Annotated in this window: 12 protein-coding genes; 3 read left to right on the forward strand and 9 right to left on the reverse strand. The window is 43.0% G+C overall.

Annotated features, from left to right (window positions below):
• Positions 1-31: 31 nt before the first annotated feature.
• From NMG48_RS12605 to patD, 9 genes are all read right to left on the reverse strand, one after another.
• Positions 32-1,120, reverse strand: coding sequence for an ABC transporter permease (locus NMG48_RS12605; RefSeq protein WP_271251882.1), 1,089 nt, complete (start codon positions 1,118-1,120; stop codon positions 32-34).
• 81 nt (positions 1,121-1,201) lie between these two features.
• Entirely contained in the window at positions 1,202-2,398 is a 1,197-nt protein-coding gene (locus tag NMG48_RS12610; RefSeq protein WP_271251883.1) for a BMP family ABC transporter substrate-binding protein, read from the reverse strand.
• 198 nt (positions 2,399-2,596) lie between these two features.
• Positions 2,597-4,312 (reverse strand): iron uptake porin, encoded by a 1,716-nt coding sequence (locus tag NMG48_RS12615; protein ID WP_271251884.1) that lies wholly within the window; start codon positions 4,310-4,312, stop codon positions 2,597-2,599.
• Between the two features lie 146 nt (positions 4,313-4,458).
• Entirely contained in the window at positions 4,459-4,830 is a 372-nt protein-coding gene (locus NMG48_RS12620) for a hypothetical protein (protein ID WP_271251885.1), read from the reverse strand.
• A 48-nt stretch (positions 4,831-4,878) separates the two neighbouring features.
• Entirely contained in the window at positions 4,879-6,018 is a 1,140-nt protein-coding gene (tgt, locus tag NMG48_RS12625) for a tRNA guanosine(34) transglycosylase Tgt (RefSeq protein WP_271255272.1), read from the reverse strand.
• Between the two features lie 83 nt (positions 6,019-6,101).
• Positions 6,102-6,665 carry a Uma2 family endonuclease gene (locus NMG48_RS12630; protein WP_271251886.1) on the reverse strand — a complete coding sequence of 188 codons (564 nt, stop codon included), beginning with the start codon at positions 6,663-6,665 and terminating at the stop codon, positions 6,102-6,104.
• 74 nt (positions 6,666-6,739) lie between these two features.
• The gene (locus tag NMG48_RS12635) at positions 6,740-8,263 is read right to left on the reverse strand and encodes an NADH-quinone oxidoreductase subunit M (RefSeq protein WP_271251887.1); all 1,524 of its coding nucleotides are present in this window, start codon (positions 8,261-8,263) and stop codon (positions 6,740-6,742) included.
• Between the two features lie 253 nt (positions 8,264-8,516).
• Complete coding sequence (locus NMG48_RS12640) at positions 8,517-10,391, reverse strand: NAD(P)H-quinone oxidoreductase subunit F (RefSeq protein ID WP_271251888.1); 1,875 nt, start codon at positions 10,389-10,391, stop codon at positions 8,517-8,519.
• A 212-nt stretch (positions 10,392-10,603) separates the two neighbouring features.
• Positions 10,604-10,954, reverse strand: coding sequence for a heterocyst frequency control protein PatD (patD, locus tag NMG48_RS12645; RefSeq protein WP_271251889.1), 351 nt, complete (start codon positions 10,952-10,954; stop codon positions 10,604-10,606).
• Positions 10,955-11,258: 304 nt separating this feature from the next.
• On the opposite strand from patD, the gene NMG48_RS12650 reads away from it, so the two are divergent.
• The 3 genes from NMG48_RS12650 to NMG48_RS12660 all read left to right on the forward strand — a co-directional run bounded on the left by NMG48_RS12650 (position 11,259) and on the right by NMG48_RS12660 (position 17,060).
• A complete protein-coding gene (locus tag NMG48_RS12650) occupies positions 11,259-13,529 on the forward strand; it encodes a DUF4139 domain-containing protein (RefSeq protein WP_271251890.1) in 2,271 nt (756 codons plus the stop codon).
• 2 nt (positions 13,530-13,531) lie between these two features.
• A complete protein-coding gene (locus NMG48_RS12655) occupies positions 13,532-15,100 on the forward strand; it encodes a mucoidy inhibitor MuiA family protein (RefSeq protein ID WP_271251891.1) in 1,569 nt (522 codons plus the stop codon).
• Between the two features lie 109 nt (positions 15,101-15,209).
• On the forward strand, positions 15,210-17,060 hold the full coding sequence (locus NMG48_RS12660; RefSeq protein WP_271251892.1) for a tetratricopeptide repeat protein: 1,851 nt from the start codon (positions 15,210-15,212) through the stop codon (positions 17,058-17,060).
• Positions 17,061-17,120: the final 60 nt, after the last annotated feature.

Here is a 17,120-nt window from a genome sequence, read left to right on the forward strand (position 1 = left end):
TATTCCTAGCCAATTACCAATTACCAATTACCTAAACAACAGTTGCCGAAGCATCAATCTTTACTTCAGGCTCACGATCTTTAAAGAAGTCTAAACGACCGTAAAGGGATTCACTAAAGAGAATTGCAAGGAATACAATGCCTTGGAAGAGCAGAACTGTGGCATCGGGTAATCCAAACGATCGCTGTAGGGCGCTACCACTTGCCAAAATACCACCCATTAATACAGCAACTAGCACTGCCACTAGAGGATTTTGTCTGGCGATAAAGGCAACCAGAATACCACTATATCCATAGTCAGCATTGAGGGAAGCGTTAGCACTACCATGAATAGCCGCAATCTCCACCATGCCTGCTAAACCTGCACAGGAACCACCCAAAAAAGTCACAATTAAAGTGAGTTTACCTACGGGCAACCCTGCAATTTTAGCAGCGCGGATATTGCCCCCAACGGTACGCACCGCAAAGCCAAAGGTGGTGCGATGAATGAGGAAATAGGCGATCGCACAGGCAACCAAGCCATAAATCAATCCATAATGCACTCGCGAGTTAGGAATGCTTTGCAGCATATTTACCGCCGCAAGAGGGAAACTGGATGGTTTGTTTAAGCTAGAAGGATCGCGCATGGGACCTTCAACTAAGGTGTTGAGGACAGCGATCGCAATGTAGTTCATCAATAAACTACTAATGGTTTCGTTTACACCTCGGTAATACTTAATTGCACCGACAAACATAATCCAAAGACCACCTGCAATCAGCCCAGCCATTGCCATCGCAATCTGCACCATGATGGGTGGCAATGAGGACAAGGCTAAACCTACCGCGATCGCTCCTAAACCGCCAACGATGAGCGCACCCTCGTTACCAATGATCGTCAAGCCCAGCATGGCAGGTAAGGCTGTACATAAAGATGTCAGCATGAGGGGGGCAGCGCGAATTAATGTACCTTGCCAAGAAAAGCTGTTACCAAATGCCGATTGATAGATAGTGCCGTAAATAGCGATCGGGTTTTTGCCTTGCACAGCACAGAAAATCCCGAACACGATTAATGAAGCAATTACTGCTCCTATGGGAATCAGAATGTTTTCAGATGTCGAACGCCAGCGATCGCGTAGATTCATATGCCTATAGCTGTTTTGCAATTGTTGATATCCTAATTGCAAAGAAAAAACGCATGGCGCTTCTTCTTTGCAATGCTGGAGTTAGCTCTTAACGCTACCGATAACTCCTTCCACAAACCAATCCATCTTTTCCAGATCAAGATCGGTTTGTTTATATTCTTTGCCCTTGGCAATCACGACCTTACCAGTATTGTCCTTAATTTCGCCAGCATAGATCACCATGCTGCCATCCATGAACTTCGCAATTACCTTCTCAGCTTCCTTCTTAGTTGCAGCACTCACCGCACTACCAAAGGGGGACACTTTACAGAACTTCTCCTTGAGACCACCACGTACTAGATGAGGAATGCCTCCATCTGTTACGGATTTACCAGCCTTAAACCATTCCACATACTGGGTATATACACTCGTCCAATCCCATTCTGCGCCAGTTAAATAGCCATTGGGAGCAAGCTTCGACTGATTAGCATGATAACCAGTACAGTAAATCTTGCGTTTCTCCGCAGTTTCCATGACCACCTTGGGGCTGTCTACGTGACATGTCAATACATCTACACCTTGATCGACCATGCTATTAGCCGCTTCTGCTTCTTTAACAGGAACTGACCAATCACCTGTGAAAATAACTTGCACTGTTGCTTTAGGATTAACACTGCGTGCGCCAAGGGTATAGCTGTTGATGTTGCGAACTACCTGTGGAATTGGCTTTGCCGCTACAAATCCTAATTTTCCTGATTTTGTGGTAAGACCTGCAACTACACCCGCAATATATTCGGCTTCGTCGATATAGCCGTAGTAGCTACCAATGTTTTTAGGATGTTTACCTTCGGTGTACATACCACCACAATGGAAGAACTGCACCTTAGGATTGTCTGCCGCAACCTTCAAAATATGTGGATCGAAGTAACCGAAGGAAGTTGGGAATAGTGCTGAGACACCATTTTGATTAATCATGCTCAACATTGTTTCTTGAACTGTGGCTGTTTCGGCAACGCTAGCTTCACTCACAGTTTTGACATTAGGTAATTTGGCGATCGCTGTTTCACCTTCATAATGAGCTTGGCTATAGCCAAAATCATCTTTAGGTCCAACATAGATAAACCCAATGGTTAACAATGCTGACGCAGGTGATCCTGATGTACTTGGCGCTCCTGTATTGGCTGTATTCGTAGGGGCTTGCTCTGTGCAACCCGCCCAAAGTTGAGAAGTTGCTCCAAAAGCTGCTGTAGCGATCGCTCCTCGAATAAACTGGCGACGAGGAATATAGATTGGACTCATGCCTTCACACCCTAAAAAGATTGAATGTACCGCGAGTTAAAAACTGTTAAAAGAAATCTACACTGAACTTAGAACTTAGCAAACATTTCCTATAACAAATGTATTACTAACTACTTGAGTCCCTGAATGCTCTATCTTCCTAAACAAAAGGGGTGTGCATTGCACACCCCTTTTGTTTAGGAGAATTACACTTTGTAGTTAGAAGCTAAACACAGCTTGCAAGTTACCAACAAAGATTGTTGGATTGCTGCTGAAGTTATTAGGATTAAAGATGAAATAAGCGGAAGGAACCAAAGATATATTTTTGGTCAAAGGATAGATGTAGGACAATTCGAGATCGTACTGTGTACCATCATCTCCTCTACCAGCAGTGATGACATTGCTGCTATCTCCAAACTTGTAAGGCAATGTAAAGGAGATCATTCCTTGAGCACCTTCTTTAAACAAGTCAGGGAAAGCTGCACCAATCTGGAAGGTATATTGGTTGACATTCGTAGAACCACCAGCAGTTAGATTAATGTTAGTAGTTCCATATCCATATCGACCAAACAAGCCAAATCCTTTAGTAACCAACCAATCAAAGTTAGCTGCAAAAATATCCGACTGAGCATTGTTGATGCCAGTAGCAACAGTGGCGATACCTTGGAAAGAAGGTGTACCACCAATAGTTGTTGGTGAGAGTCTAGAAATATTTCCATGACTGTAGATGAGTCGCAGCTTGAAGGCATCGCTTGGTTTAAACCCAATTTCAGCTGTTAAATTGTTGGTTCCGCCAAATAAACCTTGATTTGGGTCGGATGCTGCCGTAGGACCTGGAACAAACTCTCTACTATCAGCTAGATAACCAACTTTAAAATCAAATTGATTACCTAAAGGAGTCATGAAGATCGCGCCAGCGCCACGTTTAGCATCAGTCAACAACGTGTTGTTGATTGAGGTGAAGGTGGTATTCCAAGGATAGATAAAGCGGTTGGCATCGAAATACTTGTAGAAGTTGACACGAGGACCGACAACTATACTAGCTTTCTCAAATACAGGGAAAGTGTAGGACAACTCTCTCAAAATAAACTGGTTTGCATTAGCGCCAGCAGTTTGATCTGTAAATGGAACGCCTGTAGTGTTGAAGAAACTACCACCTGCGTAATTGTTATATGGAGAACTTCCATTACCAACAGCCAACTGAGTAACTAATGAATCTTTACCAGTGAATGAGGTATTGAGGGTCAACCAAACTAAACCACTCATGGTTACATTAGGATTAGGACCTGAAGCTCCAGCTACAGTGCCTGATGAAGCTCCTGTAACGTTGAAAAATGCCAGACCGCTGAGTTTGGTGGTTGTAGAAAACTGTTGTGCTTCTAATTTGGCAACTTTGGCATCTAGAGCATCAACACGACCTCTGAGTGTAGCTAGTTCCGCTGCAAATTCTTCTTGAAGTTTTTGTAAAGTTGCGAGGTCTTCCTTGCTAACTTTGTCAGCTAAACCTGCGGAGATGATTTCGTTGATCTTGTCCAAACAAGCATTCAAACCTGCGGCAAATTCGTAGCGACTGGTTGCTTGCTTGCCACGAAAAGTGCGATCAGGATAGCCAGCGATACAGCCATAACGCTCAACTAGAGACTGGAGAGCAGTGAAAGCCCAATCCGTAGGTTTGACATCACTGAGTTGAGATACTGAAGTAACGTTCTGGGCTACCTGTTCCTGTTTGGAACGATTCAGTTCTGTATTGATTGACCGAATTGTTTCGGATTCATTCACCTTTACTTCTGTTGTAGGTAAAGATGAATGTAGTACTGTAGTTTGAGAATCTTTAGATTGAAGTTGAGCTTGACTTTTGGTCTCGGCATTTGCGCCCGTAGCTACAGCTAGAACGCTCAGACCTAAAAGGACTGAAAGATTGCTAATTTTTTTCATACCATCACACCATTAAAAAGCATTTGCTACAAGTGAGCAAACTAAGTAAGTTTTTATTTTTACAGAAGCTTGCTCTTAGTAACAATTTCGTAACTATTTGAAAACTAACAAAACTAGGATCAGACAAATGTATTGCTAAATACATTCTAGTCCCATTCATCATCCCAATCATCATCAAAACTATCCCTAGATTCTTGTTTTTTCTTGTTAAATGAATTAGCTGATCGCTTGTTTGACGATGTTTTTTGAGATTCAGTTTGTGTCTTTTTGGAAGATATTTTGGTGAATTTAGGAATACTTGGAAATGAGAATTGGATAGATTTTTCAGTAAATCCCATGAGCAAAGTCATGGCAACCGAGCCTAATCCCGCACAAAAAATTAGCACTAGACCTAGAGGTAGTTTGATAGATTCAAAGGCTCCCAGCTTTACGGTTACAGCGTAAATGTTTTGGCTAGAAAAGATTGCTAACCCCATTGAGCCAATCCACAAACATAAATAGAGTAATAACCGCATCATATTTTAGGTTTATTTCAAGAATAAAGTTCGCGAACTTATTTGGGTTATTTAATGGAAATTAACTGAAGTTGTTAGGGGATTCTGATCTGTCAAATAATGACCAAATTCTTCGACAAAACGATTTTCAATTATGGCTTGACGCATTCTTTGGGTAAATCTGATAAGTTCCGTAATGTTATGAATAGATAGCAATGTATATCCTAGAATTTCCTGCGATCGCACTAAATGGCTGAGATATGCCCGTGAGAAATTTTGGCAAGTATAACAAGGGCAATCTCGATCAAGTTGTTCAAAATCACGTTTAAATTTTTGATTTTTGAGATTCCAGCGATCGCCTCTCACTAGAGCGACATTATGCCTTGCTAGTCGGGTGGGAATGACGCAATCAAATAAATCTATACCTGCGGCAACTGCCTGTGCCATTTCCTTATATGTGCCAACACCCATCAAGTAACGGGGTTTATTGGTTGGCAATAGTGGGGTGGTCGCTTTCACAATTTTTTCGATGAGTTCGGGTGGTTCACCAACACTCACGCCACCGATCGCATAGCCAGGTAAGTCAAACTCAATCAGTTCTCGCGCCGATTTCTGACGCAAATCGAGATAGACTCCACCTTGAACAATCCCGAATAGGGCTTGAACATCCTTACGATCGTGTGCCTTAATGCAGCGCTCTAGCCAACGGGTGGTGCGTTCGCCAGCAAGCTTAACCGCTTCATAGGTGGCAGGGTAGGGAGCGCATTCGTCAAATGCCATGATCACGTCTGCTCCCAGTTGATTCTGGATTTGAATCGATTTCTCTGGGGTGAGATTGATCATGTTGCCATCGCGGGGTGATCGGAACTGTACACCCTCCTCGCTAATGGAACGAATTTCGCTGAGGCTAAATACTTGAAATCCGCCTGAGTCTGTAAGGATAGGACCATCCCAATTCATGAATTTATGTAAGCCGCCAGCCTCCGCGACAATATCTTCACCTGGTTGTAGATGGAGGTGATAGGTATTGGCTAAGACCATCTCTGCTTTGCAGTCTTTAAGCTGAGCAGGGGTGACGGTTTTTACGTTTGCCAAAGTGCCAACGGGCATAAACCTTGGTGTACTCACCACTCCATGTGGGGTGTGGAATTGCCCAACTCTTGCATCAGTGTGGCAGCACTGGCACTCTAATTTAAAAGTGAAGTTATTCAGAGCTTACAATCCTTATTACAAACTTAGACTTAAAATCTACAGATTCAATCGGTCTCTAATTGTATCTCAATCTCACTTTACAATTAAACGCTTTCTAGCACTTGGCTCATGGTTAAAGAAATTTCTGGGAAAACATTGGAGATAATGCGATCGCTTTCTCTATAAACCTTCTCGATATAAACTCCATTCACCAAGTTTAAAACCATAAAGGTTTCTAGCAAAAAATCAACAATCCAATATTCAGAAATACCAAACTGAGCATATTCTTCGCGTTTTTCGACTGTATCCACAGAACGACAGGTTGGGCTAACAATTTCAATTACCAATGGACATGCTTCTCGTAGGATATCTGGCTTACTTTTTAAGCTTTCTCTCTGGTCTAACGTCATCACTAATACATCAGGACGACGAGTTCTTTTACCATTGAATATTTCCGTACTATTGACTCGAACACAGTAAGGATACTGAAACCGTTTGATTTCAGTTTGCAAGAAAAATGCAAAAAACACCATCAAATCATTATGAAATCCAGTCGCAGGAGTCACTTCAACCAACTCCCCATCATTAAATTCATACAGTTTGTCAGTACCATCGTCATAGGTGAGATATTCCTCGAATGTCATTTTTCTAGCAGTGGTGACGATCATACGTTTCCATCCTTGCGATTAAATGTGGCTTTGGTAAGACTCAAGAAACAAGCCTTACCAAAAGCAGATTTTGATTAGTTCGATTGTAACAAAGCAATTTGCTTAAATTGGGTGTGATTAGGCGCGATCGCATTTGCGGAACTGCTGATCATGTTAGTCGCTAAATTTGGAATCAGTCCAAAGAAAACGATGATTAGGGCAAGGGCGATCGCAGGGAATTTTTCTTGCCATTGAGCAAAGGGGATCGAAGTAATAATTTTATCGCTACCATCTTTGCGAACGGAGAAGCGACCAAAAAACACGCGATCGAGCATGATCAGAAAGTAAACTGCGGTTAAGCCTGTACCTAACATGCAGAGAATTGTCTGTACAGGGAAAACGGCAAAGCTACTACGAAAGATCACAAACTCAGCAATAAAGCCCATCATCCCCGGAGTACCTGCACTAGCCATCGCTGCCAAAATCATTAAGGAACCTGTGATTGGTAAGCCCCGTTCAGGATTGAGCAAACCATTGAGGGAGTCAAGATTACGAGTTCCAGTCTTCTTATAGACAATACCCACCAAAATGAAGAGGAGTGCAGAAATTAAGCCATGACTGACCATCTGAAAAGTTGCGCCGACAAGGGAGAGAGGTGTTGCCGTGGCTAGAGCCAAAATAATATAGCCCATGTGACCAACGGAGCTATAAGCAACCATCTTCTTCATGTCTTTTTGGGTGATTGCTGTGAGACATCCGTAAATGACGCTGACCACTGCCCATATTGCTAAGAAAGGAGCGATCGCTTGCCATGCTTCGGGCAGTAAACCAAGACCAAACCGTAATAAGCCGTAGGTCCCTAATTTCAGGAGAACGCCTGCGAGTAGAGTGGAAACGGGAGTGGAAGCTTCAACGTGAGCATCGGGCAACCATGTATGTAATGGCACAATAGGAATCTTGATGCCAAAGCCGAGTAACAGGAGAATCAGTAAAATCCCTCTATTGCTTTTTGATACTCCTTCTAGATTTAAGTCTTGATAGTTAAAGGTGAAGCCAGTGACATCGCCACTACCAAAGGCTGCCATCCCAAAGAATGCGGCTAAAATTAGTACTCCTGAAATAGCAGTATAAATTAAGAACTTAGTTGCAGCATAACCGCGTCTTTCGCCACCCCAAATCGCAATTAAGAGATAGAGAGGAATTAGTTCAACTTCAAAGAATAGGAAGAATAGGAGTAGATTTTGAGCAAGGAAAGCACCATTGACACCACCACCAATGAGTAATAGCAGAGGAAAGTAGAGATTGGGACGCTGAATATCTGTGCTGATATAGATTGCAATGCTTAGTAGTAATCCATTAAGTAGGACTAAGGGGAATGCTAAGCCATCTACGCCTAATCGATAACTAAGTCCGATTTGATCTAACCAAGCTAAAGACTCAGTTAACTGCATGGTAGCAAGACTGAGATCAAATTTTGTCAGTAGAAATAAAGACCACCCAAAATTAGCGATCGCTATTCCTAATGAGATGTTGCGTAATTTTTTGGAGTCAAGTATGCCGCTTAGTAAAGCGACTATTACCGCTCCAGCGATCGGGAACCAAATTAATGTGCTTAACATATTTGAGAAGGAAAAAGAAAGAAAAAGGAATTTATGTTATGAGTCCCTCTCATTGGCAGAGGCTATCATGCACACACAAGTCATAAAACCTAGCTAGGTCAACAATTAATTGCCCCCTAGCCCCCAATTCTGGGGGAACAAGAATTTTCAAAGTCCCGCAGAATTGGGGGATTTAGGGGGGGGGATAAATCAGAACGTAGACAGAGAGACTTGTGTGTAAACGTTAGATTGGGAGAGGGGGGAATGATGACGGTTAATTTAAGCCATAGAAGGCGGCGAAACCAATCAGAATTAGACCGATTAAGATTGTTAAAACGTATTGCTGTAATCTGCCTGTAACTGTATATTTCAGGCTCTCACCGCTAAAGATTGAGGCAAAGCCCAAAAAGTTAACGGAACCATCAACTAAATAGCGATCGACCCAAGCTAGAAGTTTGGAACCACCACCGACGATTAAGACCACCGTATATTTGTAGATCGCTTGTACATATAGGTCATAGGCAAGTAAATCCTGCACAACTTTCCATGCACTGCGAACCAACTTAGGAGGCATGGCAACAGAACTTACGGTTGAATAGTAGGGCTTGATATAGATATATGCACCCACACCAAAGCCAAGCAATCCTGACGCTGACAATATGGTTGTACCCCAGATATCCACTGTATCTAAGTCAATATTTATAAATTCCCAAGATGGCAGGAGAATTGGCACAAGCAGTGTAATAATCGTCAGTCCTACTAGGGGAAGTGCTACCTGCCAAGCGACTTCGGGTGCACGTCGGGTTTTCTGCTGTGTAGGTCCTAAGAAGACCAGTGCAAAAATTCGGATTAATCCAAAGGCAGTAATGCAGTTAACTAATAAAGCGATCGCAATTAGCCAAGGGTCACTATTCCAAAAAGTTTCTTCCCATCGGAGAAGTGTCCAAAATCCGCCAAAAGGCAATAGGGCAACCAGACTAAGGGAACCAACGATAAAGGCAACTAAAGTAGCGGGCATTCGCGTTTTCAGTCCGCCCATTTCCGTAAGATCCTGCGTCATTGTCGTCATCATCACTGCGCCAGAACTGAGGAATAGCAAAGACTTGCTGATGCCATGACTAAAGAGCAATCCTAAGGCGAGATCAGGTTGTTGCATCCCCACAGCGATGAAGACTAAACCTAAATAGCCACTAGTGGAGTGGGACAGGGCACGTTTGAGGTCGATTTGGGCGATCGCTACTAAACTTGCACCGATTGCTGTAATTGCCCCAATAATCACCGAAACTTCGGCTGCCACAGGGAACAGTGATAAAACTGGCTGAAACTTAATCAGTACATAGGCTCCTGCCCCCACAACCACCGAGTTTCGCAAAATCGAAGCGGGGTTGGGTCCCTCCATTGCCTCATCGAGCCAGAGGTGTAAAGGGAACTGGGCGCATTTACCAAGGGGACCCGCGATTAGGGCTAGTCCTAATAAAGTGCCAAATTGTTGATGTTCTGAGAAATAGGCGATCGTTTGTGGATTAGCCGCCCATTCTTTTAAATCCGAGAAATTCAAGCTGCCAGTTAAGTTAGACAGTGCCACCACACCCATTAATAGGAATAGATCACCGACCCGTTTTGTCCAGAAAGCATCACGGGCTGCCGTGACTACGAGGGGTTGTGCGTACCAGAAACCCACTAGTAAATAGGTGGACAGGGTGAGCATTTCCAGCAAAGCATAACTAAAAAAGAGCGAGTCACTAAAGGCAATTCCTGTAATCGCTGCCTCAAAGAAACCAATTAAGGCGCAAAATCTCGCGATCGCCCAATCAGTTTCCAGAGAGCCTAGTCCATAGACCTGTGAAATTAAGCTCATGGTAGCGATCAGTATCGATGCGCCCACACTAATTGTAGAAATATCAAAGGAAAAAACAAGATTTAAATCAAAGGCTTGAAACCAACTAAACTCAACCTGTTGAGCTGGTTCGCCCCAGATCGATGTCAGTAGCCAACAACTATGCACTAAGGCTAGTACAGTCATCAATATATTTAGGTAAGCCGCAGGACGTGGACCAGAGCGCCGCACTAACCTCAGTGACCAAGGTAGGGTGATTCCTGCGCCCAGCAAACCATAGCAAGGAAGTAGCCAAGCTGTTTCTAGGATCATTGATTCTACTATAGAGTTTTTACTATGTTTATATTAAAAAGTATCAAATATTTTAAAAGTTTACATCAAAATGTTTCGCGCCTAAGCTTGCCTGATTAACTAAGAATATTTGATATAAGGCATATCCATAGAGAATAGGTTAGGGTTCCACCCTTAGATTTTATGGCTCAGCAAAGTTAAGTCATAAAAATCTGTTTTTTAGTTAATGTCGCTTAACTTGAGTGCATTTGACAGTATTTTTTAAGCAAGACGAATCGATCGCTAGCCTGTTGATGTCGCTTTTGCCAAGTAGCAGGATTACGAGCGGTTTGTAACATGCTTAAGTCCACACCCAACATTTTTAGCTGTTTATCAATTTCTACTTGCAAAGATAAATTGGGCGGCGTGACCTCTAAATCAGTATTGATAATTTTGGTTTGAAAAAAAGCTTGGATTTCACGATGCGATCGCAACCAGTCTTTGGCGATCGCAGGTGCAGGATCTAATTGTGGGGCGATCAGTCCTTGTAATATTTCCAACTGGTGTTGCAAGGAATGAATTAAATATAAATAATCTTGGGTCAATGTGCTTGGGGCAATGTGAGGAACAACTACAAAAATTTCAAAAACAAAAGTGTCAAAAAGGTATCAAAAATTCACAAAGCTATTGTGGAAGAGTAAGCCGTTTAGGACGCTCTTGGAAATTAATTATCGCATGTTGTCTTCAAGCCTAGAGAAATTTTTGAAAGCGTGGCTTTGCCGTGCTTTCAAAAATTTCTCTGGTTTTTAATTCAGCGGAACGCACTGTAGCCATTAATTAAAGTTTAAGAATCAAGAGAAAAAGACAAAAATTTGTAAGATCTATAAAAAGCATACAGCATAAAAAATTATGTCAATTGCCAAGCTTAACTCCAAGATCGATAAGGTCAAAGTCTATGCAGAAGGCTCAACGGTGACACGCTTGGCAAGACTGACTGACATCCCGTGGCAAAGTGGAGGCATCGGCGAAGATATCGAAGTCGAGATTGTTGGCTTACCCCTTGCGATCGATGATGCCAGTGTCAGGGTACGGATTGAGGCTGAACCGAGCAATCAGGCGATCGCTAATAACATTATTGTTACCGATGTCAGAGTGGGCTTGAGTGTCCCGCCTCCCGCTGAAATTCCATTTTCATCTCTAGAAACAGAAATCCAAACCGCCAAGGCTGAAGTTGCTCACCTAAAGGATTTGCAAGGTGCAATTAGTCTAGAGATGACCATTTTGCAAGAGTTGTATGTCCCCGATCGCCCCATTGGTGAAGAAGGCAAAACACCACCACCATCGCCAACAGGGGCAAGACTAGCGCTAGCAAATTTTAAGGATGAGCAGAAGAAACTTCGCTTCCAAGAAAAGCGGGAACTTCAAGAAAAGTTACGCAAGGCTCAGGAACACCTCGCTGACTTACAACAGAAACAATTCCTTGCCTCCAATGCTAATGTTGCTAAGGAACATGAACTTCGCAAAACCATTATTGCGCGTCTCCATATTGGCGATAGCCAAACCGCAGCACTACCCTCCCCTGATAGTCTGCAAATGGTTGTGGAATATTTTATCAATGGCGCAAGATGGACACCTACCTATGTTTGCTGCCTCAATAGTGCTACTAATACTGCCGCGATCGCTGTACGAGCCTTGATTGCTCAGCGCACAGGCGAGGATTGGAATGGCGTGCAGATCGAACTTTCTACGGCAACCCCGACAGGTTGGTGCGAGTTGCCCGAATTGCCTTCTTTACGCTTAGGGCGATCGCAAACATTGCCGAGTAAAAAGGCTTGGCGCAATCCCCCTAAAGGTGCAGAACTTCTCTTTGAAGACTACGATCGCCAAAAACAGAATTTAGATAACGATCGTGTCATTGAGTGGATTGATCTAGCTGGCGACCCCTTAAAGATCCCGACTGTCAATCAATTAACTGATATACCTAAATTTCCATTTTTTCAACGCATAGTCACTGATTTAGGAAGTTGGGAAGAGCAATATTCTTCTGAATCAACTGAGGTCTCCACAGCTTATAGTCCTATACCAGTGAATAGTGATTTTGGTATACAGGAAGAAGTACTTCAAAGTACTTTTAGTAAGTCTGCACCAACTTCGGAAAAGATGGCAGTGCGCTCTCGTCCAGTTCCATCGATGGTTAGAAGTTTAGATGCTCCGTCATCAATGATACCTCCTCAAGCGGATGAATATCGAGGTAGAGGATTTATGCCTCCGCCCGAACCACTTTTCGATCCCAGTAATGATATCAAAAATTATGGATTAATGCGTTTAGCTGATCCTAGCAATACTAGACAACGCGGAAAATTAAGGATTCCTGATACTAGGACGCTCTATTTAGAATCTCTTCAGCGTTGGCAGATGACGGTTAATTTTGAGATTGCGACAGTCTTGCAAACGGCTTTAGCTAGTACTTTTTGCAATCCAGTCCTCCCGCGTTTTGGCTCAAGTAATATTCGCAAGGAAGTTGGTAATTTTGACTTTGTTTATCTGGGGACTGGACGGATTGATGTGCCAGCCGATGGTCAGTATCATTCCGTTGCTCTATTACAAGAGAATGCCGAAATTGATATTCGCTATATCGTTGTACCGCGAGAAGATACTAATGTCTTCCGAATTGCTCAACTTCGCAATCCTCTGCAAGCACCCTTGCTGTCAGGACTTGCCGATATCTATGTGGATACACAATATATTCTCTCCACCACGATCGCGACAGTACCACCCAAGGGACAAATGGAATTAGCGTTGGGTGTAGAGCAATCAATCAAAGTTGCTCGTAATACCTCTTTCAAAGAAGTGCGATCGGGCATGAGTCTCGTTGCTTTTAATGAACTGCGTCACAGTATTCATATTGCGATCGCCAATCGGATGAGTCGAGATGCCAAAATTGAAGTCCGCGAAAGGATACCTATCCCGCAACCTGATGCAAAGGTCGATGTAAATATTACCCAAGTAACTCCCGAATGGGAAAAATACGAACAGCAAGAACGGAATGCGCCGATTAAAGGTGGCTATCGCTGGCGGCTTAATGTTCCCGCAGGTGAAGAAAGGGAATTGATCGCTGATTACACCATCAAGATATTTGTGGACAATGAGTTAGTTAATGGTAATCGGAGAGAGGAATAGCTATGCAATCAACGGAAATTCAAACCTTAGACCTCGATGCTCCTGTTACTACTGTCACCCTACTCGAAGATCGTGCCCAAGTACAACGCATTGGCAAAGCACAATTAACGGCAGGTTTGTGGCGAGTGACTGTCGATCGCGTTGCCCCTGTGATTTCCGATAAGTCCCTTCGTGCGCAATTTACAGGTGTTTTTAATGCAAGGGTCAACGATGTGCGCGTGCGTCGTCGTATATTAATCAAGGAGAGCGATCGCACAGGATTAATAGAGGATTTAAAAAAAGAATGGCGATCCCAATATGATCAGTACCAAATTCTCACCGAAGATCGGCAATATCTCGAAGAACAATTTGAGCAAATTGGCATGATCTTAGCTAGAGCCTTGCAGGAGTTGCCCATTGATGCGGCTTGGGGACAGGTCGATCCGATGGCTTGGCGATCTCAACTACAGCCCATTTTCCAGAGGCTTCGCGATATTCGTAGCGAAATCCTCAATACTTACCACGCGCAAACACAACTTCAAGATGCGATCGCTCGATTAGTCAAACGCATCCAATCTGAAGCAAGCCCTGACACAATTTATATTGCTCGTGTGGAGGCAGATTTAGTGATCGCGCAAACAGGTGAATATGAACTTGCCTTTGATTACATCGTTCCCAATGCTCTCTGGCGACCATACCACCAAGCCCAGTTACAAATGGGAGATAATTCACAATTAACCTTCCGTACCGATGGCTGTGTCTGGCAAAATACAGGCGAAGACTGGCTAAATGTGGATTTAGTCTTTTCCACTGCTCGCGCTTCCCTTGGCACAGAGCCACCTTTGCTAGCTGACGATCTGCTCAACATTCGGGAAAAATCAAAAAAGATTGCCGTAGAAATGCGCGATCAAACTGTCAAAACTACGGGTTTAGGAGCAGGAGCAAGGGCATCTGATACCGTCGATCTGCCATCGGTTGATGATGGCGGAGAAGTTCGCTCAATTCGGGCTACTCGTAAAGCCAATATTCCCTCCAATGGCAGACCATACCGTGTCCCCCTATTTCAATTTCAATCCTCTGCCAAAATTGGGCATATACTTATGCCCGAACTAGCGCTACAGGTTGTTCTTAAAAGTGAACAGACGAATAACTCCAACTTACCAATTTTGGCGGGTCCCGTCGATCTTGTGAGATCTACGGAATATGTCGGACGAACGACCATATCTTTTATCGCCCCACAAGAAAAATTTGCCCTTGGTTGGGGAACTGATGCGATGATGCGGGTTCAGCGTACTACATCTCAAAAACGGGATAAAAATCATCTTACTCAATGGAATACCATTACCAATAGCATCAATATTTTTCTCTCGAATATTGGTGATGAAGTCAGAAAAATCGCCATGACTGAACGGGTTCCTGTCTCGGAACTAGAGAAAGTCAAGGTTGAAGTCGTACAAGATGAAACTAGCGATCGCCTTCAGCCTGATGCTAATGGTTTCTGTAATTGGCATTTACAACTTCCTCCCTATTCCCAAGCCAAAGTCACCCTAGTCTATAAAGTAGCTGCTGCTCCTGATGTAGAAGGTTTATGAGATTCAAAAAATCTTACTGAAGTTATCTATCAAGATCAGCGCTAGAAAAGCCTTTGAAGGCAATAATGCTTGAAGTAAATGCTTTAAAAGTAGCCAAGGAGCGAATTATATGCGATTCATCACACCAACTAGATTAATTAATGGATTCGGCATTTTTCTTTTATGCAATAGTTTTGCAACGATTGGTTTCACTAAAACTCCAGATCTATCAAGCAAAATTAAGATGGGAGGAATTCCTACTACTTGTCATTTACAAAGATTGCAAGCAATTACCAATCCTGTCAAACAGTTCCAGAGCTTTAATCGTCAATTAAGACGCTATCAAAAAACTAATCAAGATCACCTTGTGTTGCAGCTAGTTAATGGTATGGATAGGAAGCAATTTCCTGAATTGCAAGTAGAGGAATTAATGCAAGTTGCCTACCACTATCTAGAGACAAAGGATTCTGAAAAAGCCGTTTCTGTGCTTAATCAAGCATTTCAGTTACTCCAAACTGATTTGCCATCAACTAGCGATAGCGATCTATATAGACAGGCAATAACTTACCCTTATAGAGAGAAGTATTATCTTTTAGAAAATTTAGGAATGCTTTTTATCGAGTTAAAACAGCCAGAACTAGCAGAGGCAGCTCTTTTACAAGGACTAAGTATTAAACAACAAAAACTCAATGAATCGCCTAGAGACAAGGTTGAGTATATGGTGAAGATTGCCAGAGAATTGTTTGCCTTGGGCAAGCAAGAAAAGGCGATCGCCCTGTTAGATAAGAGCTTAGAAATCACCCAATCTCTCAAAAAAAGTAATAGCGGTAGAGATATGCAAGAATGGCTAACCTTACTGAACAATCTCAGTTGGGAATATCGCGCGTTGGGAAAAGTTGGCAAAGCTGAGCAATTATTTGCCCAAAGCTTTGACTATGCCAACTCCTTTGGTAACCCATTAAGTAAAGTCTGGTGGCTATCGATAATTGCCGAAAGAACTTACTTGCCTCCTTCTGAATTAGATTCTAGCGATGAACGTCAAGCTAAATTGAAGCAGATATTTGGCAAAATTTTACAGACTGTACGCGCGCATCCGACCACTGAGATGACTAAATTTATTGCCTATGTGTTAGCCGCAGAATGGTTGCAGTTTTCAGGGGTGGAATCGGCAATGCAGATAGTCAATACTGTTGCTGATCCAGTAGAACGATTTAAAGTTGTATCCCCCATTTTAGAGAATATTCGTAGCGACAATGTTGACAAAGACATCGATCTGCTTGTGCCGTTATTACAAGAAGTAGAAGCGATAGCGCGAACAATTCCCTCAACTACTGATCGCGATCGAGCTTGGAGTGTTATTGCTAATACCTATGCCAAGCTAGGTCAATCTCAAACAGCTTTACAGACGATTGAGCAGATCCAATCGGTGGAGCAGAAACAACAGACTTTGATTGATGTGGCAGATAACCTAGCCCGAAATCTCCAGCCAGATTTAGCGCTCAGTCTGGTCAAGAATATATCCAATGAGTTAGTGCAACAAGTTGTATATGACTCAATTCAGGCTTATCTCAAAAATGGAAAGCTTGAAACTGCCCTAAGTCTAAAAGATCGTTTATCCCTAACTTATCGAGATTTTGTCTTGAAAGATCTAGCCCAAGCTTTCGCTAAGTCTGGAGATACCACCCAAGCGCTGAAACTATTGCAACAAATCACCGAAGCTCGCTGGCGACCTGAGTCCTTTATTTTAATTGTCAATCAATCTCTTGATGTCGGCGATCTGGAGCAAGCCTTGTTTTTTGCTCAACAGATGCCTCAGTCTTTAGAACCAGATATTTCTTCCAAGGCTTCGTTATTAGAAGAAATTGCGATCGCTTATGCGGAATCAGGGCAATACGACAAATCTCTGCAAGTATCGCAATCTCTCCCAGATCGATCCATATCTCAACTAGTAACCTGTGCCAAGGGACATGCAGGAAAATAAGGAACCGATTTTTTGTGGCGCGGCTTCGCCGCGCCACAAAAAATTTGGTTCCTTATTAAA

Source organism: Pseudanabaena sp. Chao 1811, assembly GCF_027942295.1.
GTDB lineage: Bacteria > Cyanobacteriota > Cyanobacteriia > Pseudanabaenales > Pseudanabaenaceae > Pseudanabaena.

Bases quoted from the DNA above. Each gene is read 5' to 3' on its own strand.
- NMG48_RS12660 (WP_271251892.1), top strand. From the start codon at position 15,210: ATGCGATTCATCACACCAACTAGATTAATTAATGGATTCGGCATTTTT.
- NMG48_RS12650 (WP_271251890.1), top strand. From the start codon at position 11,259: ATGTCAATTGCCAAGCTTAACTCCAAGATCGATAAGGTCAAAGTCTAT.
- NMG48_RS12605 (WP_271251882.1), bottom strand. From the start codon at position 1,120: ATGAATCTACGCGATCGCTGGCGTTCGACATCTGAAAACATTCTGATT.
- NMG48_RS12630 (WP_271251886.1), bottom strand. From the start codon at position 6,665: ATGATCGTCACCACTGCTAGAAAAATGACATTCGAGGAATATCTCACC.
- NMG48_RS12615 (WP_271251884.1), bottom strand. From the start codon at position 4,312: ATGAAAAAAATTAGCAATCTTTCAGTCCTTTTAGGTCTGAGCGTTCTA.
- NMG48_RS12610 (WP_271251883.1), bottom strand. From the start codon at position 2,398: ATGAGTCCAATCTATATTCCTCGTCGCCAGTTTATTCGAGGAGCGATC.
- NMG48_RS12635 (WP_271251887.1), bottom strand. From the start codon at position 8,263: ATGTTAAGCACATTAATTTGGTTCCCGATCGCTGGAGCGGTAATAGTC.
- NMG48_RS12655 (WP_271251891.1), top strand. From the start codon at position 13,532: ATGCAATCAACGGAAATTCAAACCTTAGACCTCGATGCTCCTGTTACT.
- NMG48_RS12620 (WP_271251885.1), bottom strand. From the start codon at position 4,830: ATGATGCGGTTATTACTCTATTTATGTTTGTGGATTGGCTCAATGGGG.
- NMG48_RS12640 (WP_271251888.1), bottom strand. From the start codon at position 10,391: ATGATCCTAGAAACAGCTTGGCTACTTCCTTGCTATGGTTTGCTGGGC.